Origin of the sequence: Glutamicibacter sp. PAEs-4, assembly GCF_051161755.1 — a bacterium.
In the GTDB taxonomy this organism is placed as follows: Bacteria; Actinomycetota; Actinomycetes; order Actinomycetales; family Micrococcaceae; genus Glutamicibacter; species Glutamicibacter nicotianae.
Genome location: NZ_CP195017.1, coordinates 57,212 through 75,186, shown reverse-complemented (window position 1 = coordinate 75,186; position 17,975 = coordinate 57,212). Strand labels below are relative to the sequence as shown.

The window sequence follows — 17,975 nt, the reverse complement described above, 5'->3', positions numbered from 1 at the left end:
TTACCTAGAGTGCCACATTTGGCGGATTGTTGTTTAGCCGGTTGTGGTGAAAACTATCACCGATTGCCGGCGGAAGGCGCTGATCGCGCCATCGAGCTGCACCGGACCAGCCGATTTGGACTTGGGGACGCCGAATCCGGCCAGCGCGCAAAGCGCCGCCGTTCGCTCATAGCCCACATTCCTAGCGCCGGCTTCCATGGCGGCCAGGCGTAATACTCGCGAGCTGACGGCCACCGGCAGCTTGGCCAGTTCCGCGATCCGCAACCCATGCTCGGCCTTGGCCGCCTGCGCCCAGGAATCCAGTGCCTGGGCGTCGGCGGCAGCCAGGCTGGCGGTGCGCGCCAGGGCAACGGGGACATGCTCGCCAAGTTCCGCGCGCAGCAAGGGCAGGATCCGGTGGCGGATGAGATTGCGCCGGTAGCCGGTGTCCGTGTTGCTCGGATCTTCCCAGAAGTCCAGGCCCGCCACCCGGCAGATCTGCTCGGTCTGCTCCCTGGACAGGTCCAGCAGGGGACGCCGGTAGGGTCCGCGGCGGGCCGGGATGCCTGCCAGCGAACGGGTACCCGATCCGCGCAGCAATCCGAGCAGCACCTGCTCGGCCTGGTCGTCGCGGGTATGCGCGAGCATCAGCGTCTGCGCATTGTGCTGGATGATCGCCGCTTCGAAGGCCCGGTATCTGGCCTTGCGCGCCGAATCCTCATCTTTCGAGGTTTCGACCCGGATCACCTGCACCGGATCCAGCCCCAGCTCGCGGCACTGCGCGGCGGCGTGCTCGGCCACCTCGGCGCTGCCGGCCTGCAGGCCGTGGTCGATGACCACCGCACCGAAGGAACCAGGCAGCGTCGCCGCGGCAATGGCCAGGGCCAGCGAGTCGGCGCCGCCGGAGACCCCGATCAGGTTCAGCCCCGGCGCGCAGCTGGCCTGGATCGCGCCGCGGGCGAGGTGCAGGGCGCGGCTCATCGGGTGCGGGCCAGCCAGCGTTCGGGGTGGTCGAGTTCCTCGGAGCTGGGGAACAGCTCGCGGGCGGTGAAGATCTCGTTGAAGCCTTCATAGCCGATCTCATCGACGATATGACGCACGAATTTCGCCCCGCGCTTGTACTGCAGCGCCTTGGCATCCAGGCCCAGCAGCTTGCCCAGCAGGATCGCCACGGCCGAGCGGTTCTCGCCGCGGGCTTCGAAGCGGCGGCGGATGGTCTTGATGCTGCGGATCGAGGTGACACCGTTCATCACCACCATGGCGTGGCCCTCCAGCACCGACATGATGCTGGTCAGCTCGGAAACCTCGGACTTCATGGATTTCAGGCGTTCGCCGAGTGCGCCCATGGAATTGGTAGTGCCGGCCAGCGGCTCGAAGGCCTCGGCCAGCGTCTGCTTCATGACCTCGGGGATCCAGGGGGCATGCTCGAATTGCAGGCGGTGGGTCTGCTCATGGGTGGCGATCCACAGGTAGAAGTCGCGGGCGTTGACGTTCAGTTCGCCGCGGATCTGGGTGATGGTCGGGGCATTGAGCAGCAGCCGGGGTCCGACGAACGGATCGAATTGGCCCAGCACCCGGGTGCCGAGCACCGAGAGCACTGCGCCGAGTTCGGCGCCGGCGATCAGCGGTACCGCGCCGGGGACATCCTGGCGCATTGACGGGAGCATGGCCGCGAAGTTCTGGCTGACGGCCTTGGCCCAGCCTGAGCGGTCCACCACCAGGGTCTGCGCTGGCGCAGTCGAGGCCAGCCTGGAGACCTTCTCGGCCTCCACCAGGCCTTCGCCGGCGGCGATGCGCAGTTCCTCGACGATTCGGGCGGCATCCTGGGCCTGGATCTTCGGCCCGGCGGGCATCAGGGTTTTCGCGGCCTTGGCCGCCAGCTTCCAATCGACGAACTGGTTCATTTACTGCTCCTGAGCTTTCAGCTCCGGCAGCCACAACCGCGGATGGCGGTGACTGCAGAGTCAATGGTTGGCTTGTGGGGTGCGAGTGCTCCGTTGGGCTGGTTTGCGTAGATCGAGAAGGCGAGCAGGCGCCCGTCCTCGGTCATGGTCATGCCGGTCAGCGTGGCCACGCCGGTCAGCGAGCCGGTCTTGGCACGGACCAGGCCAAGTGTCGCGGCACCGTCCAGGCGGTGCATCAGGGTGCCGTTGTAGCCGGAGACCGGCAGCGAATAGACGAGCTCGCGCAATTCCGGCTTGCCGCTGGTGGCCGCCGAGCGCAGCACTGCGGTCAGCGCGGCGGGCGAAATCTGGTTCTTGGCGGCCAGGCCGCTGGCGTCCACCAGCGAAAGGCCACTCGCCCCGTGCTCGGCGGCTACCGCGGCGACGGCGGCTCCCGCCTGCTCGGCGGGCATCTGGCGCTTGAGCGCGACCAGCCGTCCCATGGTTTCGGCGATGTAGTTATCCGAGACCAGCAGCATGTGCTTGACGACATCACGCAGCGGCGCGGATTTCACCTCGGTGATCTGCTCGCCGCCGGCATAGGGTCCGCGGCCGCCCTCGGTCACCGTGATGCGCTCGCCCAGGGCCCGGGCGAAGACCTTGCGGACCTGCTGGGCGGCGTCGGACTGGTAGGCGGTGCTGGTGCTCTGCCCGGCACGCCCGGCGTAGTGCGCTATCGGGTAGACCTCGCCAATATTGTTCGAGGTGAACAACGACTTGTCCCAGTCCGGGTTGCTGTGCGCGTCGCCGAACAGCGAGTCGTCCAGCCACAGCTCGACCTCGCTGATCCCGCGTTTTTCAAGCTCATCGGCGGTCTGCTTGGCCAAGGTCGCCAGTCCTGCATAGCCCTTGGGGTGCGCCGGGTCGGATTCCCCGTCGCCCAGCAGCACATCGCCCCCGCCGCGCAGGATCAGCGTTCCGCCATCGAGCAGCACGCTGGTGGACAGCTGGGTGCCTCCGCCCAGGGCGTCGAGGGCGGCGATGGCGGTGGCGACCTTCAGGCTGGAGGCCGGGGTGCCGTTTGCGGCGGCATTCTTGTCATACAGGACGTTGCCCGTGGCGACGTCCACCACTTGGGCGCTGAAGGAGGTCCGGTCGGGCTTGTCGGCAAGGATGGCGTCCAGCTTCGCGGCGAGGATCCCGGGGTCCGGCTGCACGGCTTCGGGGTCCAGATCCCGCACGGCGACTGGGGATGGCGCGGCCAGCTGCGCGCTAGCCGGGGTGTAGGAAGCTTCGGGCTCCCCGGTGAAGAATCGCGGGGCCAGGAGCATCGCGACGACGACTGCAACCACGGCAACAATCGCCACCCCCAGCGTTATGGCGCGTCGGGCGGCAGTGTTCATATGGTTACATTCCTCTCGCAGTTTTATCCATCAGGCGCAATGGGGCGATACCCTTATTAGCGGATATCCCTAAGACTAGTTTAGGAGTGTGCTTTTCATGAGCCACGACGTGACCATCGAGATCCCTACCGGATCGCGCGTCAAGTACGAGATCGACCACGAGACCCACCGCCTGCGCCTGGATCGCGTGCTGTTCACCTCGATGCAGTACCCAACCCACTACGGCTACTTCGACGATACCTTGGGTGAAGATGGCGATCCATTGGATGCCATGGTCTACCTCCCGGGTGTCGACCTGATCCCAGGCGTTGTCGTGGAAGCCCGCCCGATTGGCGTCTTCAACATGACCGACGATGGCGGTGGCGATGCCAAGCTGCTGTGCGTTCCTGCCGACAAGCGCTTTGACCACATCAAGGAACTTGAAGACATCGACGAATGGCTGATCAAGGAGATCGAGCACTTCTTCACCCGCTACAAGGACCTGGAGCCAGGCAAGTGGGTCAAGGCCGAGGGCTGGGAAGGCCGCGAGGCTGCCGAGGCCGAGCTGGCTCGCTCCATCGAGCGCTTCAAGGCATAGTCGCTGGACCTGAGCTGAATTGGCGGCGATCCCCATGCGGGGGTCGCCGCCATTGCTTTTTCCGGGTGGCCTTATGCCTCGGGCAGCAGCGAGCTGAGCACGTCGTCCTGCGCGGCAACTTCCAGGGTCTGCACGTCCTTGAGCTTGCGCTCCACCGCCCGGGTCCGGGTCCCGGCATCGCGCACCGTGTTCTGCGCCGTGGCCAGCTGCTTGCCCAGCTTGTCCCAAACATCTCCGTACTTGCGGAATTCTTCCTTGGCTGCCGAGAGCACCTGCCACACTTCGCTGCTGCGCTTCTCGATGGCCAGGGTGCGGAAGCCCATTTGCAGCGAGTTCAGCAGGCTCATCAGGGTGGTCGGCCCGGTGACCAGCACCCGGTGCTCGGTCTGCAGCTTGCTGGCCAGCCCCGGGCTGCGCACCACCTCGGCGAACAGGCCTTCGGTGGGCAGGTACATGATGGCGAAGTCGGTGCTGTACGGCGGGGCGATGTACTTGCTGGAGATCAGCTTGGCCTGATCGAGGATTGCCCGGTCCAGCGCCTTGCCGGCCGCGGCGATGGCCGCCTTGTCTCCGTGCTCCTGGGCATCGAGCAGGCGCTCGTAGTCTTCCTGAGGCAGCTTGGAGTCGATCGGCAGGTAGATCGTTCCGGCGTCCCGGCCGGGAAGGATCACCGCGAACTCGACAACCTCGCGGCTGCCAGGGACCACCGCCACGTTCTGCTCGTACTGCTCTGCGGTGAGGATGTCTTCCAGCTGTCGGGCCAGCTGCACTTCTCCCCAGGACCCGCGGCTCTTCACGTTGGTAAGCACGCGTTTGAGCCCGCCGACATCCTGGGCCAGGGACTGCATTTCACCCAGGCCCTTCTGGACCATTTCCAGCCGCTTGCTGACCAGTTCGAAGGAATCCCCGAGCCGCTTCTCCAGGGTTCCCTGCAGCTTCTCGTCTACCGTTTCGCGCATCTTCTCGAGCTTGGCTTCATTGCCGGCGCGCAGCTTTTCCATTTCCTGCTGTAGCAGCACTTGGACCTGCAGATGGCGGTTCGCATTGGCTTCGGCCATCGCGGTCAGCTTGGCGTCGAGCTCGGTGCGCACCTCGCCCATGCCCTGGCGCAGTTCGGTGCGCTGGGTTCCCAGTTCCTGCCTCAGCTCCGCATTTCCAGCACGCACCGCGTCCTGGACCTGGGTGCCTTCGGAGCCCGAAGTCCTGCGAATCAGCAGCAGAGCAACACATGCCGTTGCAAGAATATTGAGGATGACGAGTACAAAAACCACGATTATCATGAGCACCTAGCCAAGATCTGTCGAGCGAACCATTACCCCAGTCCTATCAGCGGACACCGACAGTTTGGGGACATAATGGGTTCATGCACATTCTGGTCACCGGTTTCGAGCCCTTCGGCAATGACGCATTCAATGCCAGCGGCGAGGCGGTCCGCCAGCTGCCAGCTCGACTTGGCGAGCACGAGGTGACCACCGCGATCCTACCGGTGTCCTTCGCGGCCTCCGGGCAGGTCCTTGCCTCGTTGCTGGCCGAGCATCAGCCCGATGCGTTGATTTGCGTTGGCGAGGCCGGGGGCCGAGCCGCGATTACTCCGGAGCGCTGGGCGGTCAACGAGGATCATGCGCGCATTCCAGACAATGATGGAGAGCAGCCTCGCTCAACAGCGATCAGGGAGAACGCCCCGACGCGCGTGGAGGCGAGCATCAATCCAACGGCGGCCGCCCAGGCCCTGCTGGCCGCCGGCCTTGAGGCCAGCGTGTCCGAGGACGCCGGGCGTTTCGTCTGCAATCACGTTGCGTATATGGCCTATTCCCAACCGGTCCCGTCATTGTTCATCCATGTTCCTGCACTGCGCCCGCCAGGCATCCGGGCCACGGTAGGTGCTGAAACCGATGCAACGGCTATCCAGCAGCAGCGCTCAGGCCTGAGCGAGCTGCCACAGGCGCTGGGCATCGCGATACTGGGTGCACTGGGCTGAGTTGGCCCACTTTTCAACGACGCTTTGCCCTTCGTTAACTGGCACCGGGAATATGACCAACTGATACCTGCGGATTACCGTGGCGGTTCGGCGCGAGGCTAGCCTTGAATCATCATGACCCTGCACAATCTCACCCCGCTCGATCAGTTGCGCGCCGGGAAGCTCCCGCTGCGCCTGGCAAATCTGTTCATCGGCCTGATGCTTTTTGCGCTGGCCATGGCGCTGCTGATCCGTGCCCAGCTCGGCGTGGACCCATGGGATGTGCTGCATCTGGGCCTGGCCAACCACATTCCGCTGTCGCTGGGAACCATCGTGATCATCGTCGGCGTGGTGGTGCTGCTGGCTTGGATCCCGCTGAAGCAATGGCCCGGACTGGGCACCATTGCCAACGTGCTGCTCATCGGGCTCGGCCTGGATTTCTTCCTCTGGCTCATCCCCGACGTCCAAGGCCTGGCCTGGCAGATCCTGACCCTGGTTGGCGCCATTGCCATCAATGGCCTGGGCGGCGCACTGTACATCGGCTGCCATTTCGGCCCCGGACCACGCGATGGGCTGATGACCGGGCTGCATCTGCGGACCGGCAAATCAATCCGCCTGCTGCGCACCAGCATCGAGGTGTGCGTGCTCGGGATCGGCTGGCTGCTCGGCGGACCGGTGGGCGTGGGCACGGTGGCCTATGCACTGCTGATTGGCCCGGCGACGCAGTTCTTCTTCAAGTACGCAATCGTGACGCTGCCAGCCCAGCAGGTCGAGCCCAACCACACCCCTGCCTAGGCTGCCACCTGCCGCCAGGCCGCGGCAATGACCGGCACAGCCTGCTGAAGCTGCGCACGGTCCTGGGCGAAGGGCAGGCGCATATAGTGCTCCAGCCCGTGCCCCTCGACGGCAAAGGTCGACCCGGGAGCCAGCAGCACGCCCTTTAGCCGGCGGGCCAGCGCGCTGGAACGCGGCTGCGGCAGATGGCACCACAGGCTCAGGCCACCAGCGGGACGGTTGGGTTCCCAATCGGGCAGCAGCTTGCCCAGTTCGCCGATCAGCCAGTCCCGGTTTTCCCGCAGGCCATTGCGGGTCGCCACGGACAGGGCCGGTTGCGAGGCGAGCGCATTGGCCAGCACCAGCTGTTCCAGCACCGGAGCACCCAAGTCCATGCTCATCCTGGAGCGGGCCAGCGCCCCAGCCATATGGCGCGGAGAGCGGATCCAGCCAAGGCGCAGGCCTCCCCAATGCGACTTGCTGGCACTGCCCACGCTGATCAGGTTCCTGGAAAATGCGGCCATCGGCAGGACCTCGGGCCGCTCATCGAGCCATAGCTCGGCGCAGGTCTCATCGACAATCCCCACGGTTCCGGCGCGGTCCAGATACGCAGCCCAGCGTTCGCGTCCGGCATCATCGAGCAGCGTGCCTACCGGATTGTGGAAATCCGGCAGGCACAGCATCGCCGCGGGCGAGATCGCCTGCAGCGCTTCGGCGATCTGCTCAAGATCCGATCCTTCTGGGCCGATCGGCACGGCGGCGGTGCGCGCCCCGTGGGCCTTGAGCGCCAGCAACGAATTCGGATAGGTGGGAGATTCTGCCAGCACCGTCTGCCCGCGGCCCAGCACCGCGCGCCCGGCGGCGGCTACCGAGGAGAGCGCACCTGAGGTGACGATGATTTGTTCCGGACTGGTCGGCAGGCCCTTGCGGGTGTAGTGCTCGGCCAGGGCGGCGCGCAATGGCTCAATGCCCAGCGGGTAGTAGCCCATGCCCGCCGCGTAGCGCGGAAGCTGCTCCAGGGCAGCCTCGAACCCGGCGATCATCCCCGCAGGAGCGGTGGGAGCCGCGCATGTCAGGTCGACTGCATGACTTCCAGGCAGCGGCCCGAACCCGCCCAGCGGCAACGGCTCCGCGCCTCCGGAGACCGGACCTCCAGGCAGCTGGGCGACGGTCCCCGATCCGCGGCGGGCACTGGCATATCCAGCATCGCGCAGCTCGGAGTACGCGCGCGATACGGTGGTGCGGCTCAGCCCGAGGGCGGCCACGGCGTCGCGTTCGCTGGGCAGCGCCGTGCCGTGCAGGATCCGGCCGTTGGCTATCAGCGCGCGCAAGGCCAGGTAGAGCCAGCGGTAGGCCGGCATTGAAGCATCAATTGCACCGAGCATGCCGGCAAGCGCCGTGGCTGTGACGCGTCCCATGAATCCACCCATTCAAAATTGGCTATTTTTTCCAAGTCCAATTTACCGGAGCATTGCTTCCATGACCATCACGAACCTGTCCCCGCGCCAGCAGCTTTCCGCCGGGCGGCTGCCCCTGCGCTTCACTACCCTCTTCCTTGGCCTGACGCTCTACGCGCTGGCCATGGCAATGCTGATCCGTGCGCAGCTGGGCGTCGACCCTTGGGATGTCTTGCATCTAGGCATCGCGAACCACGTGCCGCTCTCGCTGGGCACCATCGTCATCTTCACCGGCGCCCTGGTATTGCTGGCGTGGATTCCGCTCAAGCAATGGCCGGGACTGGGCACCATCGCCAATACGCTCTATCTGGGCCTGGCGCTGGACTTCTTCCTGCGCATCCTGCCGGAAGTCCACGGCCTGGGCCTGCAGCTGCTGGTGGTCGCCGTCGCGATCCTGGTCAACGGGCTGGGCGGGGCGCTGTACATCGGCAGCCACTTCGGAGCTGGCCCTCGCGACGGGCTGATGACCGGCTTGCATCGGCACACGGGCGTTTCCATCCGGCTGGTCCGCACAGCCCTGGAGCTCTCGGTGCTGGCCATTGGCTGGCTGCTGGGCGGACCGGTAGGCATCGGCACCGTGGCCTATGCCCTGCTCATCGGCCCCGCGACGCAGCTGTTCATCCGGCGGACCAGCATCAGGCTTAGGCAGCGCAGTTAGCCGCGAGGTGCCGTGCAGTGCGAGACAAACCAGGTTGCACACGCAATACTTGAATCATGTTTGTCGTTGCGCTCAGCCCCCGGCCCCGCTCGGTCACCGATGTTGCCGCCGCCAGCGAGCAGCTGTGGCACCAGCTGGAGCAGGTCGGCTCGCACGCGCCGTTCACCGCGCTCAGCGGCCAGCTGCTGCTCGGGGTGCCTGATGGCCCCGAGGCTGCAGTGGACGCGCTGCTGCGCGCGGCACGGCTGAACTTCTGCAATATCGGGCTGGGCATCGGCAGCCTGTATGAGCCGGTGCCCGTGGAGGCCGACCTGGTCGAAGGCAAGGCGGTGCGGCGCGCGCTCGGCGCCCTGGAAGCCGCCAGCCACCGTGGCGAAAGGGTCCCGATCTGCGTGTCCTCGGGCAACGACGAGATGGACGGCGAGCTCGAAGGCCTGCTGCGCATGCTCGGGCATTGGATCCGCACCCGCACCGAGGCCGAATGGGCGGTTGTCGACCTGCTCACCCCCGGGGTGCGCGGGCAGCAGAAAGCCGTCGCCGAGATCCTGGGGATCACCCCGCAGGCGGTCTCCGCCGCGATCGTGCGCACGGGCTACAACGACGAGCTGGGTGCGCGGGCGGCGATCGCCCGCCTGCTGGAGTACACCGACCAGCTGTAGCAGCTGCGGCTATTCGCCGAGCAGTCCTTCCAGGACGATGGCCAGGCCATCGGCGTCAACGTGTTCGGTGACCTCGTCCGCGGCGTCCTTGACCTCATCCGGGGCCTGGCCCATGGCCACGCCGTGGCCGGCCCACTGGAGCATCTCGATGTCATTGCGCCCGTCGCCGACGGCCAGCGTGTCATCGGCGTGGAAATCCAAGACGGCGCGCAAGCGCTCCAGCCCGCTGGCCTTGGTGGTGCCGTCGGCTGCAATATCCAGCCAGGCGGTCCAGCCCACCGAGTAGGTCACCCCGGAGAGCCCCAGGCTCTGCACTGCATGCCCGAATTCCTCTGCGGTGTTGTCGGTGGAGAAGACCACCACGCGCACTGCCTTGCTGTTCACCAGCTCGACGAAATCCACCACCTTGCTCTCGGCGCCGAAGCTCATGTCGCCGAAGGTCTCGCTGGAAAGGAATTCGCCGCGTTCGTTTTCCAGGGCGTACTTGGCGTTGGGAAGCTGTTCGCGCAGCGCGGTGAGCGCTGTCGAGGGGTCGAAGATCTCGCGGTGCAGGATCTCGACGCCGTCCTTTGACACCTTCGCGAGCACCCCGCCATTGCTGACCACGACGTAGCCGTGGTCGATGCCCAGTTCTTCCATGATGGGCAGGGCCGCACCCAGGGAGCGGCCGGTGGAGATGATCACTTCGTGGCCCTGGGCCACGACTGCCCGCGCGGCGTCGCGCACGCGCTGGCTCATTTCGCCCTGGTGGTTGACGATGGTGCCGTCCACGTCAAGGCAAATCATCAATTTTTGCTTGGTCAGCCGGTCGTCGTTGCCGAGCTTAGTCATAACAGTCATGGCTCAAGTTAACCATCAGCGCAGGTATTTGGCGATGACCCAAGGCACAGCACCAGGTGAACAACCGGTTAAACGCAGGTGCCGGCCGCCCCGCGAGGGGAGGCCGGCACCTGCTCGGCATTGCCTACTTGAGCACTTCGAGTCCGCCGAGGTACGGCTGCAAGGCCTTCGGCACGTTGACCGAACCATCAGGGTTCTGGTGGTTTTCCAGGATCGCGACAATCCAGCGGGTCGTGGCCAGGGTGCCGTTCAGGGTTGCCACCGAACGGGTCTTGCCTGCCTTGCCGTCGACGATCTCGCGTTCGCGGATGTTCAGGCGGCGGGCCTGGAAGGTGGTGCAGTTCGAGGTCGAGGTCAGCTCGCGGAAGGTGCCCTGGGTCGGAACCCAGGCTTCGCAGTCGAACTTGCGCGCGGCGCTCATGCCCAGATCTCCCGCGGCGGTGTCGATGACGCGGTAGGCCAGCTCCATGCGGCCGAGCATGTCCTCTTCCATGGCCAGCAGCTTCTCGTGTTCCGCCTCGGCGTCCTCGACGCTGGCGTAGACGAACATCTCCAGCTTGTTGAACTGGTGCACGCGGATGATGCCGCGGGTGTCCTTGCCCGCCGAACCGGCCTCGCGGCGGTAGCAGGAGGACCAGCCGGCGTAGCGGATCGGGCCGTCGGACAGGTCCATGATCTCGTCCGCGTGGTAGCCGGCCAGGGCTACCTCGGAGGTGCCGACCAGGTACATGTTGTCGCGCTCGAGCTTGTAGATCTCGTCGTCGTGCTCGACGTCGAAGCCGGTGCCCTGCATGGTTTCCGGGCGGACCAGGGTCGGGGTGATCATCGGAATGAAGCCGTGGTCCATGGCCACATCCAGGGCCATGTTCATCATCGCGATTTCCAGGCGGGCACCGATGCCCTTGAGGAAGTAGAAGCGGGAGCCGGATACCTTGGCGCCGCGCTCCATGTCGATGGCGTCCAGCTTCTCGGCGATCTGCAGGTGGTCCAGCGGCTCGAAGCCCTCGGCCTTGAAGTCGCGGATGGTGCCCACGTGCTTGACGACGGTGAAGTCGTCTTCGCCGCCGGCGGGGATGCCGTCGATGATCAGGTTGGGGATGGAACGCTGCAGGGCGGTGCACTTGGCGGCGGCCGTATCGGACTCGGCCTGGGCAGACTTGACCGCGGCGGCGAGCTCCTTGACCTCGGCAAGCAGGGCGGCGCGCTCGTCGCCCTTGGCCTTGCCGACCTTCTTGGAGAACGCATTCTGCTCGGCACGCAGGCGCTCGTAGGTGGCGATGGTTTCACGACGTGCCGTGTCAGCCGCCAGCAGCTGGTCGATTAACGACTCGTCGGCACCGCGCGCGCGTTGCGAGGCACGGTACAAATCCGGATTTTCGGTGAGCATTTTCAGGTCGATCACATGTTAAGGGTAGCAATCATGAGTACGATGAGAGCATTATGCAGACAAATCGTGTGATCGTTTTCTCTGCCGTGGTTGCTGCAGCTGCCGCCGCGGCGACCAGTTGGTATTCGGTGCGCAAGCTTTCGAACTACAGCAAGCCATTGGCCAAGCAGCCCGAAGCGGCCGCCCAGTCGGTCGCCGCAAAGGTGGCTCTGGTGATCAATCCTTCCAAGTCAGGTGCTGGCGAAGCGAGGGAAGCGGTGGCCCGTGTCTGCGCCGAGGCAGGACTGGAAGCGCCCCTGGTCCTTGAAACCACCAAGGAGAATCCCGGCCAGGACGCAGCCCGGGAAGCACTCGATGCGCAATGCGACACAATTATTGCCGCCGGCGGCGACGGAACCATCCGCGCCGTCGCAGAAGTGCTCGAAGGCACCGACGCGTCCCTGGGGATCCTGCCGCTGGGCACCGGAAACCTGCTGGCCCGCAACGTGGACATCCCCGTGGATGACCTGCATACCGCGGCGCTGGTCGCGGTACGCGGAATGGTTCGCCGGATCGACGTCGGGCATATGAAGCTGCAGCTGCTGGACGGCAACGAGGCAGACCATGCGTTCCTGGTCATCGCCGGCGTGGGCACCGACGCAGACCTGTTCGACGACACCAATGAAGAGCTGAAATCCAAGGTTGGCTGGCTTGCCTATTCGGAAGCCGGGCTGCGCCAGCTGCCGGGCCGGCGCAAGAAGGTCAGCTTCAAGCTCTCGGAGGACGAGAGCTGGCAGACCCGCAAGGTCCGTTCGGTGCTGTTCGCCAATTGCGGCAAGCTGCAGGGTCTGGATTTCGTGCCGGACGCCAAGATCGACGACGGCGTGCTGGATGCCGTGGTGCTCTCGCCCCGCTCGGCCGCGGGCTGGACGTGGATCCTGCTGAAGACCGCATTCCGCGCCAAGAACAAGATCCCGGTCATGAGCTTCTACCAGACCACTGGCGTGTCGCTGCGCTGCGATGAGCCGATGAATACCCAGATCGATGGGGACCCCACCGGCCAGGTCAATGAACTGCAGGTGTCCGTGAACCCGAGCGCACTGCGCCTGCGCGCCCCATAACTGCTGCTGATCCCCCGGCCGTTTCCCCTCCAGGAGGAACGGCCGGGGGATCACTGTGCCTAGACCCGGTCGCGCAGCGACTGCACCCAGGCGCGGGCCTCGCTGAAGGCCGCGTCGGAATTGTGCGTGTCCACGGATGCTTCCAGGCCTTGAGCCGCCGGGTAGGAACCGAGGAAGCGGAGCTTCGGGGACAGCCGGTGCAGCCCCGACAGCGCGGCGGCAACGCGTTCCTCGGCCACATGGCCTTCGATATCCACGGAGAAGAAGTACTCCCCCAGGCTCTTGCCGGTAGGCCGGGATTCAATGCGCGACAGGTTCACGCCGCGTGCGGTGAATTGCTCCAGGAGTTCCATCAGCGCACCGGGACGGTCTTCTGGAAGCGGCAGGATCAGCGTTGACTTGTCCACACCGGTCGGCTGCGGAATCCTTCCCGGGCGGGTAACCAGGATGAAGCGGGTGACCGCTCCGACGTTGTCCTCGACGCCGCTCACCAGCACCTTCAAGCCGCGTTCCTGGGCCACCAGCGGAGAGCAGATCGCCGCATCATGCGGAGGATCCGCCTCTTCGAGGGCCAGGGCGCCGGCGGCTGTGGAGGAGGCCGGAGTGAATGCGGCACCGGGAATATTTGCTTCGGCCCATAAGCGGCACTGTGCCCAGGCATGCCCATGGGTGGAGATCTGCTTGATCTGCTCCAGCGAGTCGATGCCGGGGCGCACCGCCAGCACGAAGGTGATCGGAACCAGGATCTCGGAGACAATCTGCAGCGATTCGCCCTGGGCAATCGCGTCCAGGGTGGCCGAAACGCCGCCTTCTACCGAGTTCTCGATCGGCACCATCGCCGCATCGGCGGCACCTTCGCGCACCATGGACAGCGCCACGTTGACGTTGGAGGCGGGAATCCGCTGCGCATCGGCAGCCCCGGGAACCTGCAGGAGGGCCGACTCGGTGAAGGTGCCCGCAGGTCCCAGATAGGCATAGTTCATCGTACGGTTGGCTCCTGGCCGTTGTCCGCTTCCATTGGCAAGCCCGCTTCGATCCACGCATCCGAGCCGCCGGCAACATTGAAGGCGGTGTAGCCCATGGCGGTGAGCCACGAGGCGGCCTGGGCCGAACGGCCGCCGGTACGGCAGATGACGTAGGTGTCTACATCCGGGTCAAGCTCCGATACCTTCTCCGGCAGGGTGCCCAGGGGAATATGGGTGGCTCCGGCGGCACGGCCGGCTTCCCATTCGAAGTCTTCGCGCACATCGAGGATGAAGGCGTCCTTCGGGACATCATTGACCTGGACAGTCTCAAAATCGCTCACGGCTAGCATTCCTCTCACATAGGGTGTTTGCTTATAAGACTAGTCATTTCCTGCGTCGAAAGCCGACATGTTTCCCTCAAGCGCCCTGAAATTGCGAGACGAGCTGGCCCGCGGCGAGCGTTCAAGCCGCGAGGTGACCGAGCACTACCTCAAGCGCATCGAAGAGCAGGCGGACCTCGGTGCTTTCGTCCACGTGGCGGAGAATGCGATGGAGGCCGCGGCAGCGGCCGACGAGGCGCATGCCCGCGGGGAGATTGGCCGGTTGCACGGTCTTCCCACCGCGTTCAAGGACCTGAACGATGTGGCGGGGATGCCTACCACCTACGGCACCGCGGCCATGCCAGCGGCGGTGGCCGGACGCGACCACTCCTTGGTGGCCAGGCTTCGCACCGAGGGCGTGGTGATCCTGGGCAAGACCCAGGTCCCGGAGTTCGGGCTGAGCAGCTATTCCGAGAACCTCATCGCTCCCCCTTCGCGCAATCCCTTCGATCCAACGCGCACTTCGGGCGGCTCCTCCGGCGGGCAGGCCGCGGCAATTGCCGCCGGCATGATTCCGCTGGGCCCGGGCTCCGATGGCGGCGGCTCGGTCCGCATCCCGGCGGCGGCCTGCGGACTGGTGGGGCTGAAGCCTTCCTTGGGGCGCATCCCCAGCGACATCCTCGATGGCTACACCGACCCCATGGGTGCGCCGAAATTAGCCGTCAGCGGACCGCTGGCCCATGATGCCCTAGATGCGGCTTTGCTGCTGGACGCCATGCGCGGCAAGGACCACTACCTGCCGTTGCTGCAGGGCAGCTACCCCGAGCGCCTGGATGGCCTGAAAATCGGGTACAGTACCCAGTCTCCTTTTGAACCCGTCTACGAGATTGAGCTGTCGCAGGAAGCCCGGGCGGCATTCGCCCAGGGGCTCGAACGCCTTGGCGAACGCCATCGCGTCCAGCCGGCGAATCTGCACTATGCCACCGACTATCCGGAAACCTTCGCGGCGGTGTGGACCAACGGACTGAAGTCCGTTCCGGTCTTAGATGATTCGCTGCTGGGCGAACTGGCCAGGGACTTCCGCCGGCGCGCCGCCGAGCGCTCCCTGGAGCAGAGCCTGCAGGCCGGTTCGCGGTTGAAGCAGATAGCGGCGGACTTCGTGCGCCAGTGGTCCGCCTTCGATGTGGTGGCTACCCCAGCCATGGCGTCAATCCCGCCGAAGATCGGGCACTATACACAATCCACGGCAGATGTGGATTATATGTTGCAGTGCCAATACACCCCCTACACGTCCATGGTGAACGTCGCCTCGGTAGCTGCCATCACCGTTCCGGTGGGCCACTCCAATGAGGGGTTACCCATGAGTATTCAGCTGATTTCCCCGCGTTCCGACGAAGGCCTGCTGCTCGCGCTGGCCACTCAGATGCAGTTGTGAGCTTTCCCATATAAGTAGGTACTCGCGTAGGCAAAAGCGAAAAATGTTACGTATGTCTACTGCAACAACGAGCACCAAATCTTCCGGAAAGACCTTCTTCGGTCATCCCGGTGCGCTCGCAAGCCTGTTCAGCGTCGAAATGTGGGAGCGATTCTCCTTCTACGGCATGCAGGGCTTGCTGGCCTACTACATGTACTACTCGGTCACCGACGGCGGCTTGGGCATGGACCAGGGCCTGGCCCTGTCGCTGGTCGGCGCCTACGGCGGCGCCGTATACCTGTCCACCATCCTGGGCGCCTGGCTCTCCGACCGCCTGTTCGGCTCGGAACGCGTCCTGTTCTTCTCGGCCATCGCGATCATGCTCGGCCACATCGGCCTGGCCCTGTTGCCCGGCTATGTGGGCCTAATCGTCGGACTGGTCCTCGTTGCCATCGGCTCCGGCGGCCTGAAGGCCAACGCCGTAGCCCTGGTCGGATCCCTGTACTCCAAGGATGATCCGCGCATCGATGCAGGCTTCTCCCTGTTCTACATGGGCGTGAACATCGGCGGCCTGCTCGGCCCGCTGCTCACCGGCTGGCTGCAGGTCAAGTACGGTTTCCACATCGGCTTCGCGGCCGCAGCTGTCGGCATGGCCATAGGACTGGCGATCTACGCCATGGGCCGCAAGAAGCTGCCGGAATCCGGGCGCATCCCGAGCAACCCTTTGCCTGCCGCCGAGCGCAACCGCTACGTGGTCATCTTCGTCGCCGTGATCGTCCTGATCATTGCCGCATTCGCGTCCAAGATCGTGACCCCGCAGAATCTGGCAAGCACCATCGCCTACGTGGTGATCGCCGCGTCGATCGTGTACTTCGCATTGATCCTGCGCAGCAAGAAGGTCAACGCCACCGAACGCAAGCAGGTCTGGGCCTTCATTCCGTTCTACATCGGTTCGGCTGCCTTCTGGGCCCTGTTCCAGCAGCAGTTCACCTTCATCGCCGCCTACTCGGACCAGCGGCTGGACCGCCACCTGGGCAGCTGGGAAATGCCGCCGAGCTGGGTCACCTCGATCAACCCGGTCTTCATCATCATCTTCGCCGGCATCTTCGCCGCCCTGTGGACCAAGCTGGGCAAGCGCCAGCCACGCACCTCGATGAAGTTCGGACTGTCGCTGGTGGTTGTGGGCGCGGCCTTCCTGCTGTTCATCCCGCTGGAATCCTTCGTGAAGACTCCGCTGCTGGCACTGGTCGGCATCCTGCTGCTGTGCACCTTTGCCGAGCTGCTGCTCTCGCCGGTGGGCCAGGCAATTGCCACCAAGCTGGCGCCGGCCGCCTTCGGCACCCAGATGATCGCCTTGTTCTTCCTCTCGGTTTCGCTGGGCACCACCCTGTCGGGTGTGCTGGCCGCCTACTACACCGAGGGCAATGAGATCCCGTACTTCATCGGCATGGGCGGCACCGCCGTCGTCCTGGGTATCGCCATGATGGCAGCTACCCCTGCCTTGAAGAAGCTGATGGGCTCGATCCACTAAGGCCCCGGACATCGGCACTGCTGCGGCGCGGATTCCCTCGGGAATCCGCGCCGCAGCCTTTTAATGTCTTAACGAAGGACCAGCAACTCGCCAATCTCGCACTCCAGGGCCTGGCAGATGGCCACCAGGGTGCTGAAACGGATGGCCTTGGCCCTGTCGTTTTTGAGCACCGACAGGTTCACCACCGAGACATCGACCAGCTCGCCGAGCTGGACGACCGTCATCTTGCGCTCGGCCAGCAATTCGGTCAGCCTGCAGTGCACATTGCGCAACTCCACGGATCAGACCAGCCCATCGGTCTCGGCGCGCAGCTGTTCGTTCTGACGCACCATCACCATGCCGGCATTAACCAGCTCAACCACCACCAGGATAGCCAGCGCCATGAAGAGCGGCGCGAATTCGTAGTTGATGGAGAAAGCGGGAACCGGCCACGGGGACGGGCCGGAGAATACCTGGTCTCCGGTCATGGAGTAGCCGTCCACCCGCAGCGTTTCCTCACCTGCCCGGTAGGCGCCGATGCCGGTGAGCGTCTGGCCGATGAGTGTTCCGAGGGCCAGAGCGCAGGCGGCAAGCCGCCCGGAGCGGAGCAGCGAATTGCTGAACGGCTTGCCGGCCAGCAGTTTGCTGCACAGTGCGATGACCGCCGCCAGCACCGCGATGACGGCCAGGCCGGAAACCAGGGAGCCCGCGGCAAGCAAGCCGCGGGTTGCGGCGCCGAGGTTTGCAGCGGTCACGGTCACCGTGGTGATTTCGCTGCGTACGGCGTCGCCGTGGTCCGGCGTCACGTCGCTGACCGCGGGAAATTCAGGCCAGTACGGCTCGACCGGCACCTGGAGGGTCGATTCACCGTTCACGATCGCCGCCGCGGTACCGACGAGCACGGATCCGCCGATCAGCACCACGCCAACCCAGGCGACGATCCGGGTGAAAGCGACGACTGCGCTGATATCTGAAGATTTGCGACGCAGCACGTAGAGGATCCCGAGGACTACCGCGGGAATGACGAGCACCAGCAGAAGGGGCAATACCGCGAACATGGCGATCCTATCGATAGTCGTTAATAACGATTAT

Annotated in this window: 19 protein-coding genes; 8 read left to right on the top strand and 11 right to left on the bottom strand. The window is 65.1% G+C overall.

All coding sequences use genetic code 11. The features are described from left to right. Window positions 1-33 precede the first annotated feature (33 nt). From tilS to dacB, 3 genes are read right to left on the bottom strand one after another with little or no spacing between them, the layout of a single operon-like run. A complete protein-coding gene (gene tilS, locus ACR9WD_RS00390; protein WP_434922479.1) occupies window positions 34-960 on the bottom strand; it encodes a tRNA lysidine(34) synthetase TilS in 927 nt (308 codons plus the stop codon). Next, window positions 957-1,883 (bottom strand): zinc-dependent metalloprotease, encoded by a 927-nt coding sequence (locus ACR9WD_RS00385; protein WP_434922478.1) that lies wholly within the window; start codon window positions 1,881-1,883, stop codon window positions 957-959. The genes tilS and ACR9WD_RS00385 overlap by 4 nt, the downstream gene beginning before the upstream one ends. Before the next feature lie 17 nt (window positions 1,884-1,900). Then, a complete protein-coding gene (gene dacB / locus ACR9WD_RS00380) occupies window positions 1,901-3,265 on the bottom strand; it encodes a D-alanyl-D-alanine carboxypeptidase/D-alanyl-D-alanine endopeptidase (RefSeq protein ID WP_073707222.1) in 1,365 nt (454 codons plus the stop codon). 97 nt (window positions 3,266-3,362) lie between these two features. Between dacB and ACR9WD_RS00375 the strand changes: the two genes are divergently transcribed. Continuing rightward, window positions 3,363-3,842, top strand: coding sequence for an inorganic diphosphatase (locus ACR9WD_RS00375; RefSeq protein ID WP_038992659.1), 480 nt, complete (start codon window positions 3,363-3,365; stop codon window positions 3,840-3,842). A gap of 71 nt (window positions 3,843-3,913) precedes the next feature. Here the strand turns inward: ACR9WD_RS00375 and ACR9WD_RS00370 are convergent, their stop codons facing one another. Beyond that, window positions 3,914-5,122, bottom strand: coding sequence for a DNA recombination protein RmuC (locus ACR9WD_RS00370; protein WP_434922477.1), 1,209 nt, complete (start codon window positions 5,120-5,122; stop codon window positions 3,914-3,916). Window positions 5,123-5,205: 83 nt separating this feature from the next. Between ACR9WD_RS00370 and ACR9WD_RS00365 the strand changes: the two genes are divergently transcribed. Continuing rightward, window positions 5,206-5,820, top strand: coding sequence for a pyroglutamyl-peptidase I (locus tag ACR9WD_RS00365; RefSeq protein ID WP_434922476.1), 615 nt, complete (start codon window positions 5,206-5,208; stop codon window positions 5,818-5,820). 114 nt (window positions 5,821-5,934) lie between these two features. Next, the gene (locus ACR9WD_RS00360) at window positions 5,935-6,594 is read left to right on the top strand and encodes a YczE/YyaS/YitT family protein (RefSeq protein WP_434922475.1); all 660 of its coding nucleotides are present in this window, start codon (window positions 5,935-5,937) and stop codon (window positions 6,592-6,594) included. On the opposite strand, the gene ACR9WD_RS00355 is transcribed toward ACR9WD_RS00360, so the two are convergent. Then, window positions 6,591-7,991, bottom strand: coding sequence for a PLP-dependent aminotransferase family protein (locus ACR9WD_RS00355; RefSeq protein WP_434922474.1), 1,401 nt, complete (start codon window positions 7,989-7,991; stop codon window positions 6,591-6,593). The two genes, ACR9WD_RS00360 and ACR9WD_RS00355, sit on opposite strands and share 4 nt — an antisense overlap. Window positions 7,992-8,052: 61 nt before the next feature. On the opposite strand from ACR9WD_RS00355, the gene ACR9WD_RS00350 reads away from it, so the two are divergent. After that, entirely contained in the window at window positions 8,053-8,688 is a 636-nt protein-coding gene (locus tag ACR9WD_RS00350; protein WP_434922473.1) for a YczE/YyaS/YitT family protein, read from the top strand. A 56-nt stretch (window positions 8,689-8,744) separates the two neighbouring features. After that, window positions 8,745-9,347 (top strand): hypothetical protein, encoded by a 603-nt coding sequence (locus ACR9WD_RS00345; protein ID WP_434922472.1) that lies wholly within the window; start codon window positions 8,745-8,747, stop codon window positions 9,345-9,347. 9 nt (window positions 9,348-9,356) lie between these two features. Here the strand turns inward: ACR9WD_RS00345 and ACR9WD_RS00340 are convergent, their stop codons facing one another. Together ACR9WD_RS00340 and serS are read right to left on the bottom strand one after the other, a co-directional pair. Next, complete coding sequence (locus ACR9WD_RS00340; protein ID WP_434922471.1) at window positions 9,357-10,187, bottom strand: HAD family hydrolase; 831 nt, start codon at window positions 10,185-10,187, stop codon at window positions 9,357-9,359. Window positions 10,188-10,311: 124 nt separating this feature from the next. Beyond that, window positions 10,312-11,589, bottom strand: a complete 1,278-nt coding sequence (gene serS, locus ACR9WD_RS00335; protein WP_149596089.1) for a serine--tRNA ligase — start codon at window positions 11,587-11,589, stop codon at window positions 10,312-10,314. A gap of 38 nt (window positions 11,590-11,627) precedes the next feature. Between serS and ACR9WD_RS00330 the strand changes: the two genes are divergently transcribed. Continuing rightward, window positions 11,628-12,674 carry a diacylglycerol/lipid kinase family protein gene (locus ACR9WD_RS00330; RefSeq protein WP_038992672.1) on the top strand — a complete coding sequence of 349 codons (1,047 nt, stop codon included), beginning with the start codon at window positions 11,628-11,630 and terminating at the stop codon, window positions 12,672-12,674. 59 nt (window positions 12,675-12,733) lie between these two features. On the opposite strand, the gene pheA is transcribed toward ACR9WD_RS00330, so the two are convergent. Further along, on the bottom strand, window positions 12,734-13,657 hold the full coding sequence (pheA, locus tag ACR9WD_RS00325; RefSeq protein ID WP_038992673.1) for a prephenate dehydratase: 924 nt from the start codon (window positions 13,655-13,657) through the stop codon (window positions 12,734-12,736). Continuing rightward, window positions 13,654-13,980, bottom strand: a complete 327-nt coding sequence (locus ACR9WD_RS00320; RefSeq protein WP_038993350.1) for a rhodanese-like domain-containing protein — start codon at window positions 13,978-13,980, stop codon at window positions 13,654-13,656. Before ACR9WD_RS00320 ends, pheA begins: the two co-directional genes overlap by 4 nt. A gap of 67 nt (window positions 13,981-14,047) precedes the next feature. Here ACR9WD_RS00320 and ACR9WD_RS00315 point away from each other — a divergent pair, with 67 nt between their 5' ends. Continuing rightward, complete coding sequence (locus tag ACR9WD_RS00315; RefSeq protein WP_434922470.1) at window positions 14,048-15,394, top strand: amidase; 1,347 nt, start codon at window positions 14,048-14,050, stop codon at window positions 15,392-15,394. A 52-nt stretch (window positions 15,395-15,446) separates the two neighbouring features. Then, window positions 15,447-16,904, top strand: a complete 1,458-nt coding sequence (locus ACR9WD_RS00310; protein ID WP_434922469.1) for a peptide MFS transporter — start codon at window positions 15,447-15,449, stop codon at window positions 16,902-16,904. Between the two features lie 68 nt (window positions 16,905-16,972). Here the strand turns inward: ACR9WD_RS00310 and ACR9WD_RS00305 are convergent, their stop codons facing one another. Both ACR9WD_RS00305 and ACR9WD_RS00300 read right to left on the bottom strand, forming a co-directional pair. Then, window positions 16,973-17,182 carry a helix-turn-helix domain-containing protein gene (locus ACR9WD_RS00305; RefSeq protein ID WP_038992680.1) on the bottom strand — a complete coding sequence of 70 codons (210 nt, stop codon included), beginning with the start codon at window positions 17,180-17,182 and terminating at the stop codon, window positions 16,973-16,975. A gap of 3 nt (window positions 17,183-17,185) precedes the next feature. Next, complete coding sequence (locus ACR9WD_RS00300; RefSeq protein ID WP_423299405.1) at window positions 17,186-17,941, bottom strand: hypothetical protein; 756 nt, start codon at window positions 17,939-17,941, stop codon at window positions 17,186-17,188. Window positions 17,942-17,975 lie beyond the last annotated feature (34 nt).

Coding starts and splice junctions, on each gene's coding strand:
- pheA (WP_038992673.1), bottom strand. CDS start 13,657: ATGAACTATGCCTATCTGGGACCTGCGGGCACCTTCACCGAGTCGGCC.
- ACR9WD_RS00360 (WP_434922475.1), top strand. CDS start 5,935: ATGACCCTGCACAATCTCACCCCGCTCGATCAGTTGCGCGCCGGGAAG.
- ACR9WD_RS00350 (WP_434922473.1), top strand. CDS start 8,053: ATGACCATCACGAACCTGTCCCCGCGCCAGCAGCTTTCCGCCGGGCGG.
- ACR9WD_RS00340 (WP_434922471.1), bottom strand. CDS start 10,187: ATGACTGTTATGACTAAGCTCGGCAACGACGACCGGCTGACCAAGCAA.
- ACR9WD_RS00385 (WP_434922478.1), bottom strand. CDS start 1,883: ATGAACCAGTTCGTCGATTGGAAGCTGGCGGCCAAGGCCGCGAAAACC.
- ACR9WD_RS00330 (WP_038992672.1), top strand. CDS start 11,628: ATGCAGACAAATCGTGTGATCGTTTTCTCTGCCGTGGTTGCTGCAGCT.
- ACR9WD_RS00310 (WP_434922469.1), top strand. CDS start 15,447: ATGTCTACTGCAACAACGAGCACCAAATCTTCCGGAAAGACCTTCTTC.
- ACR9WD_RS00370 (WP_434922477.1), bottom strand. CDS start 5,122: ATGATAATCGTGGTTTTTGTACTCGTCATCCTCAATATTCTTGCAACG.
- ACR9WD_RS00315 (WP_434922470.1), top strand. CDS start 14,048: ATGTTTCCCTCAAGCGCCCTGAAATTGCGAGACGAGCTGGCCCGCGGC.
- ACR9WD_RS00345 (WP_434922472.1), top strand. CDS start 8,745: ATGTTTGTCGTTGCGCTCAGCCCCCGGCCCCGCTCGGTCACCGATGTT.
- tilS (WP_434922479.1), bottom strand. CDS start 960: ATGAGCCGCGCCCTGCACCTCGCCCGCGGCGCGATCCAGGCCAGCTGC.
- dacB (WP_073707222.1), bottom strand. CDS start 3,265: ATGAACACTGCCGCCCGACGCGCCATAACGCTGGGGGTGGCGATTGTT.
- ACR9WD_RS00300 (WP_423299405.1), bottom strand. CDS start 17,941: ATGTTCGCGGTATTGCCCCTTCTGCTGGTGCTCGTCATTCCCGCGGTA.
- ACR9WD_RS00375 (WP_038992659.1), top strand. CDS start 3,363: ATGAGCCACGACGTGACCATCGAGATCCCTACCGGATCGCGCGTCAAG.
- ACR9WD_RS00355 (WP_434922474.1), bottom strand. CDS start 7,991: ATGGGACGCGTCACAGCCACGGCGCTTGCCGGCATGCTCGGTGCAATT.
- ACR9WD_RS00365 (WP_434922476.1), top strand. CDS start 5,206: ATGCACATTCTGGTCACCGGTTTCGAGCCCTTCGGCAATGACGCATTC.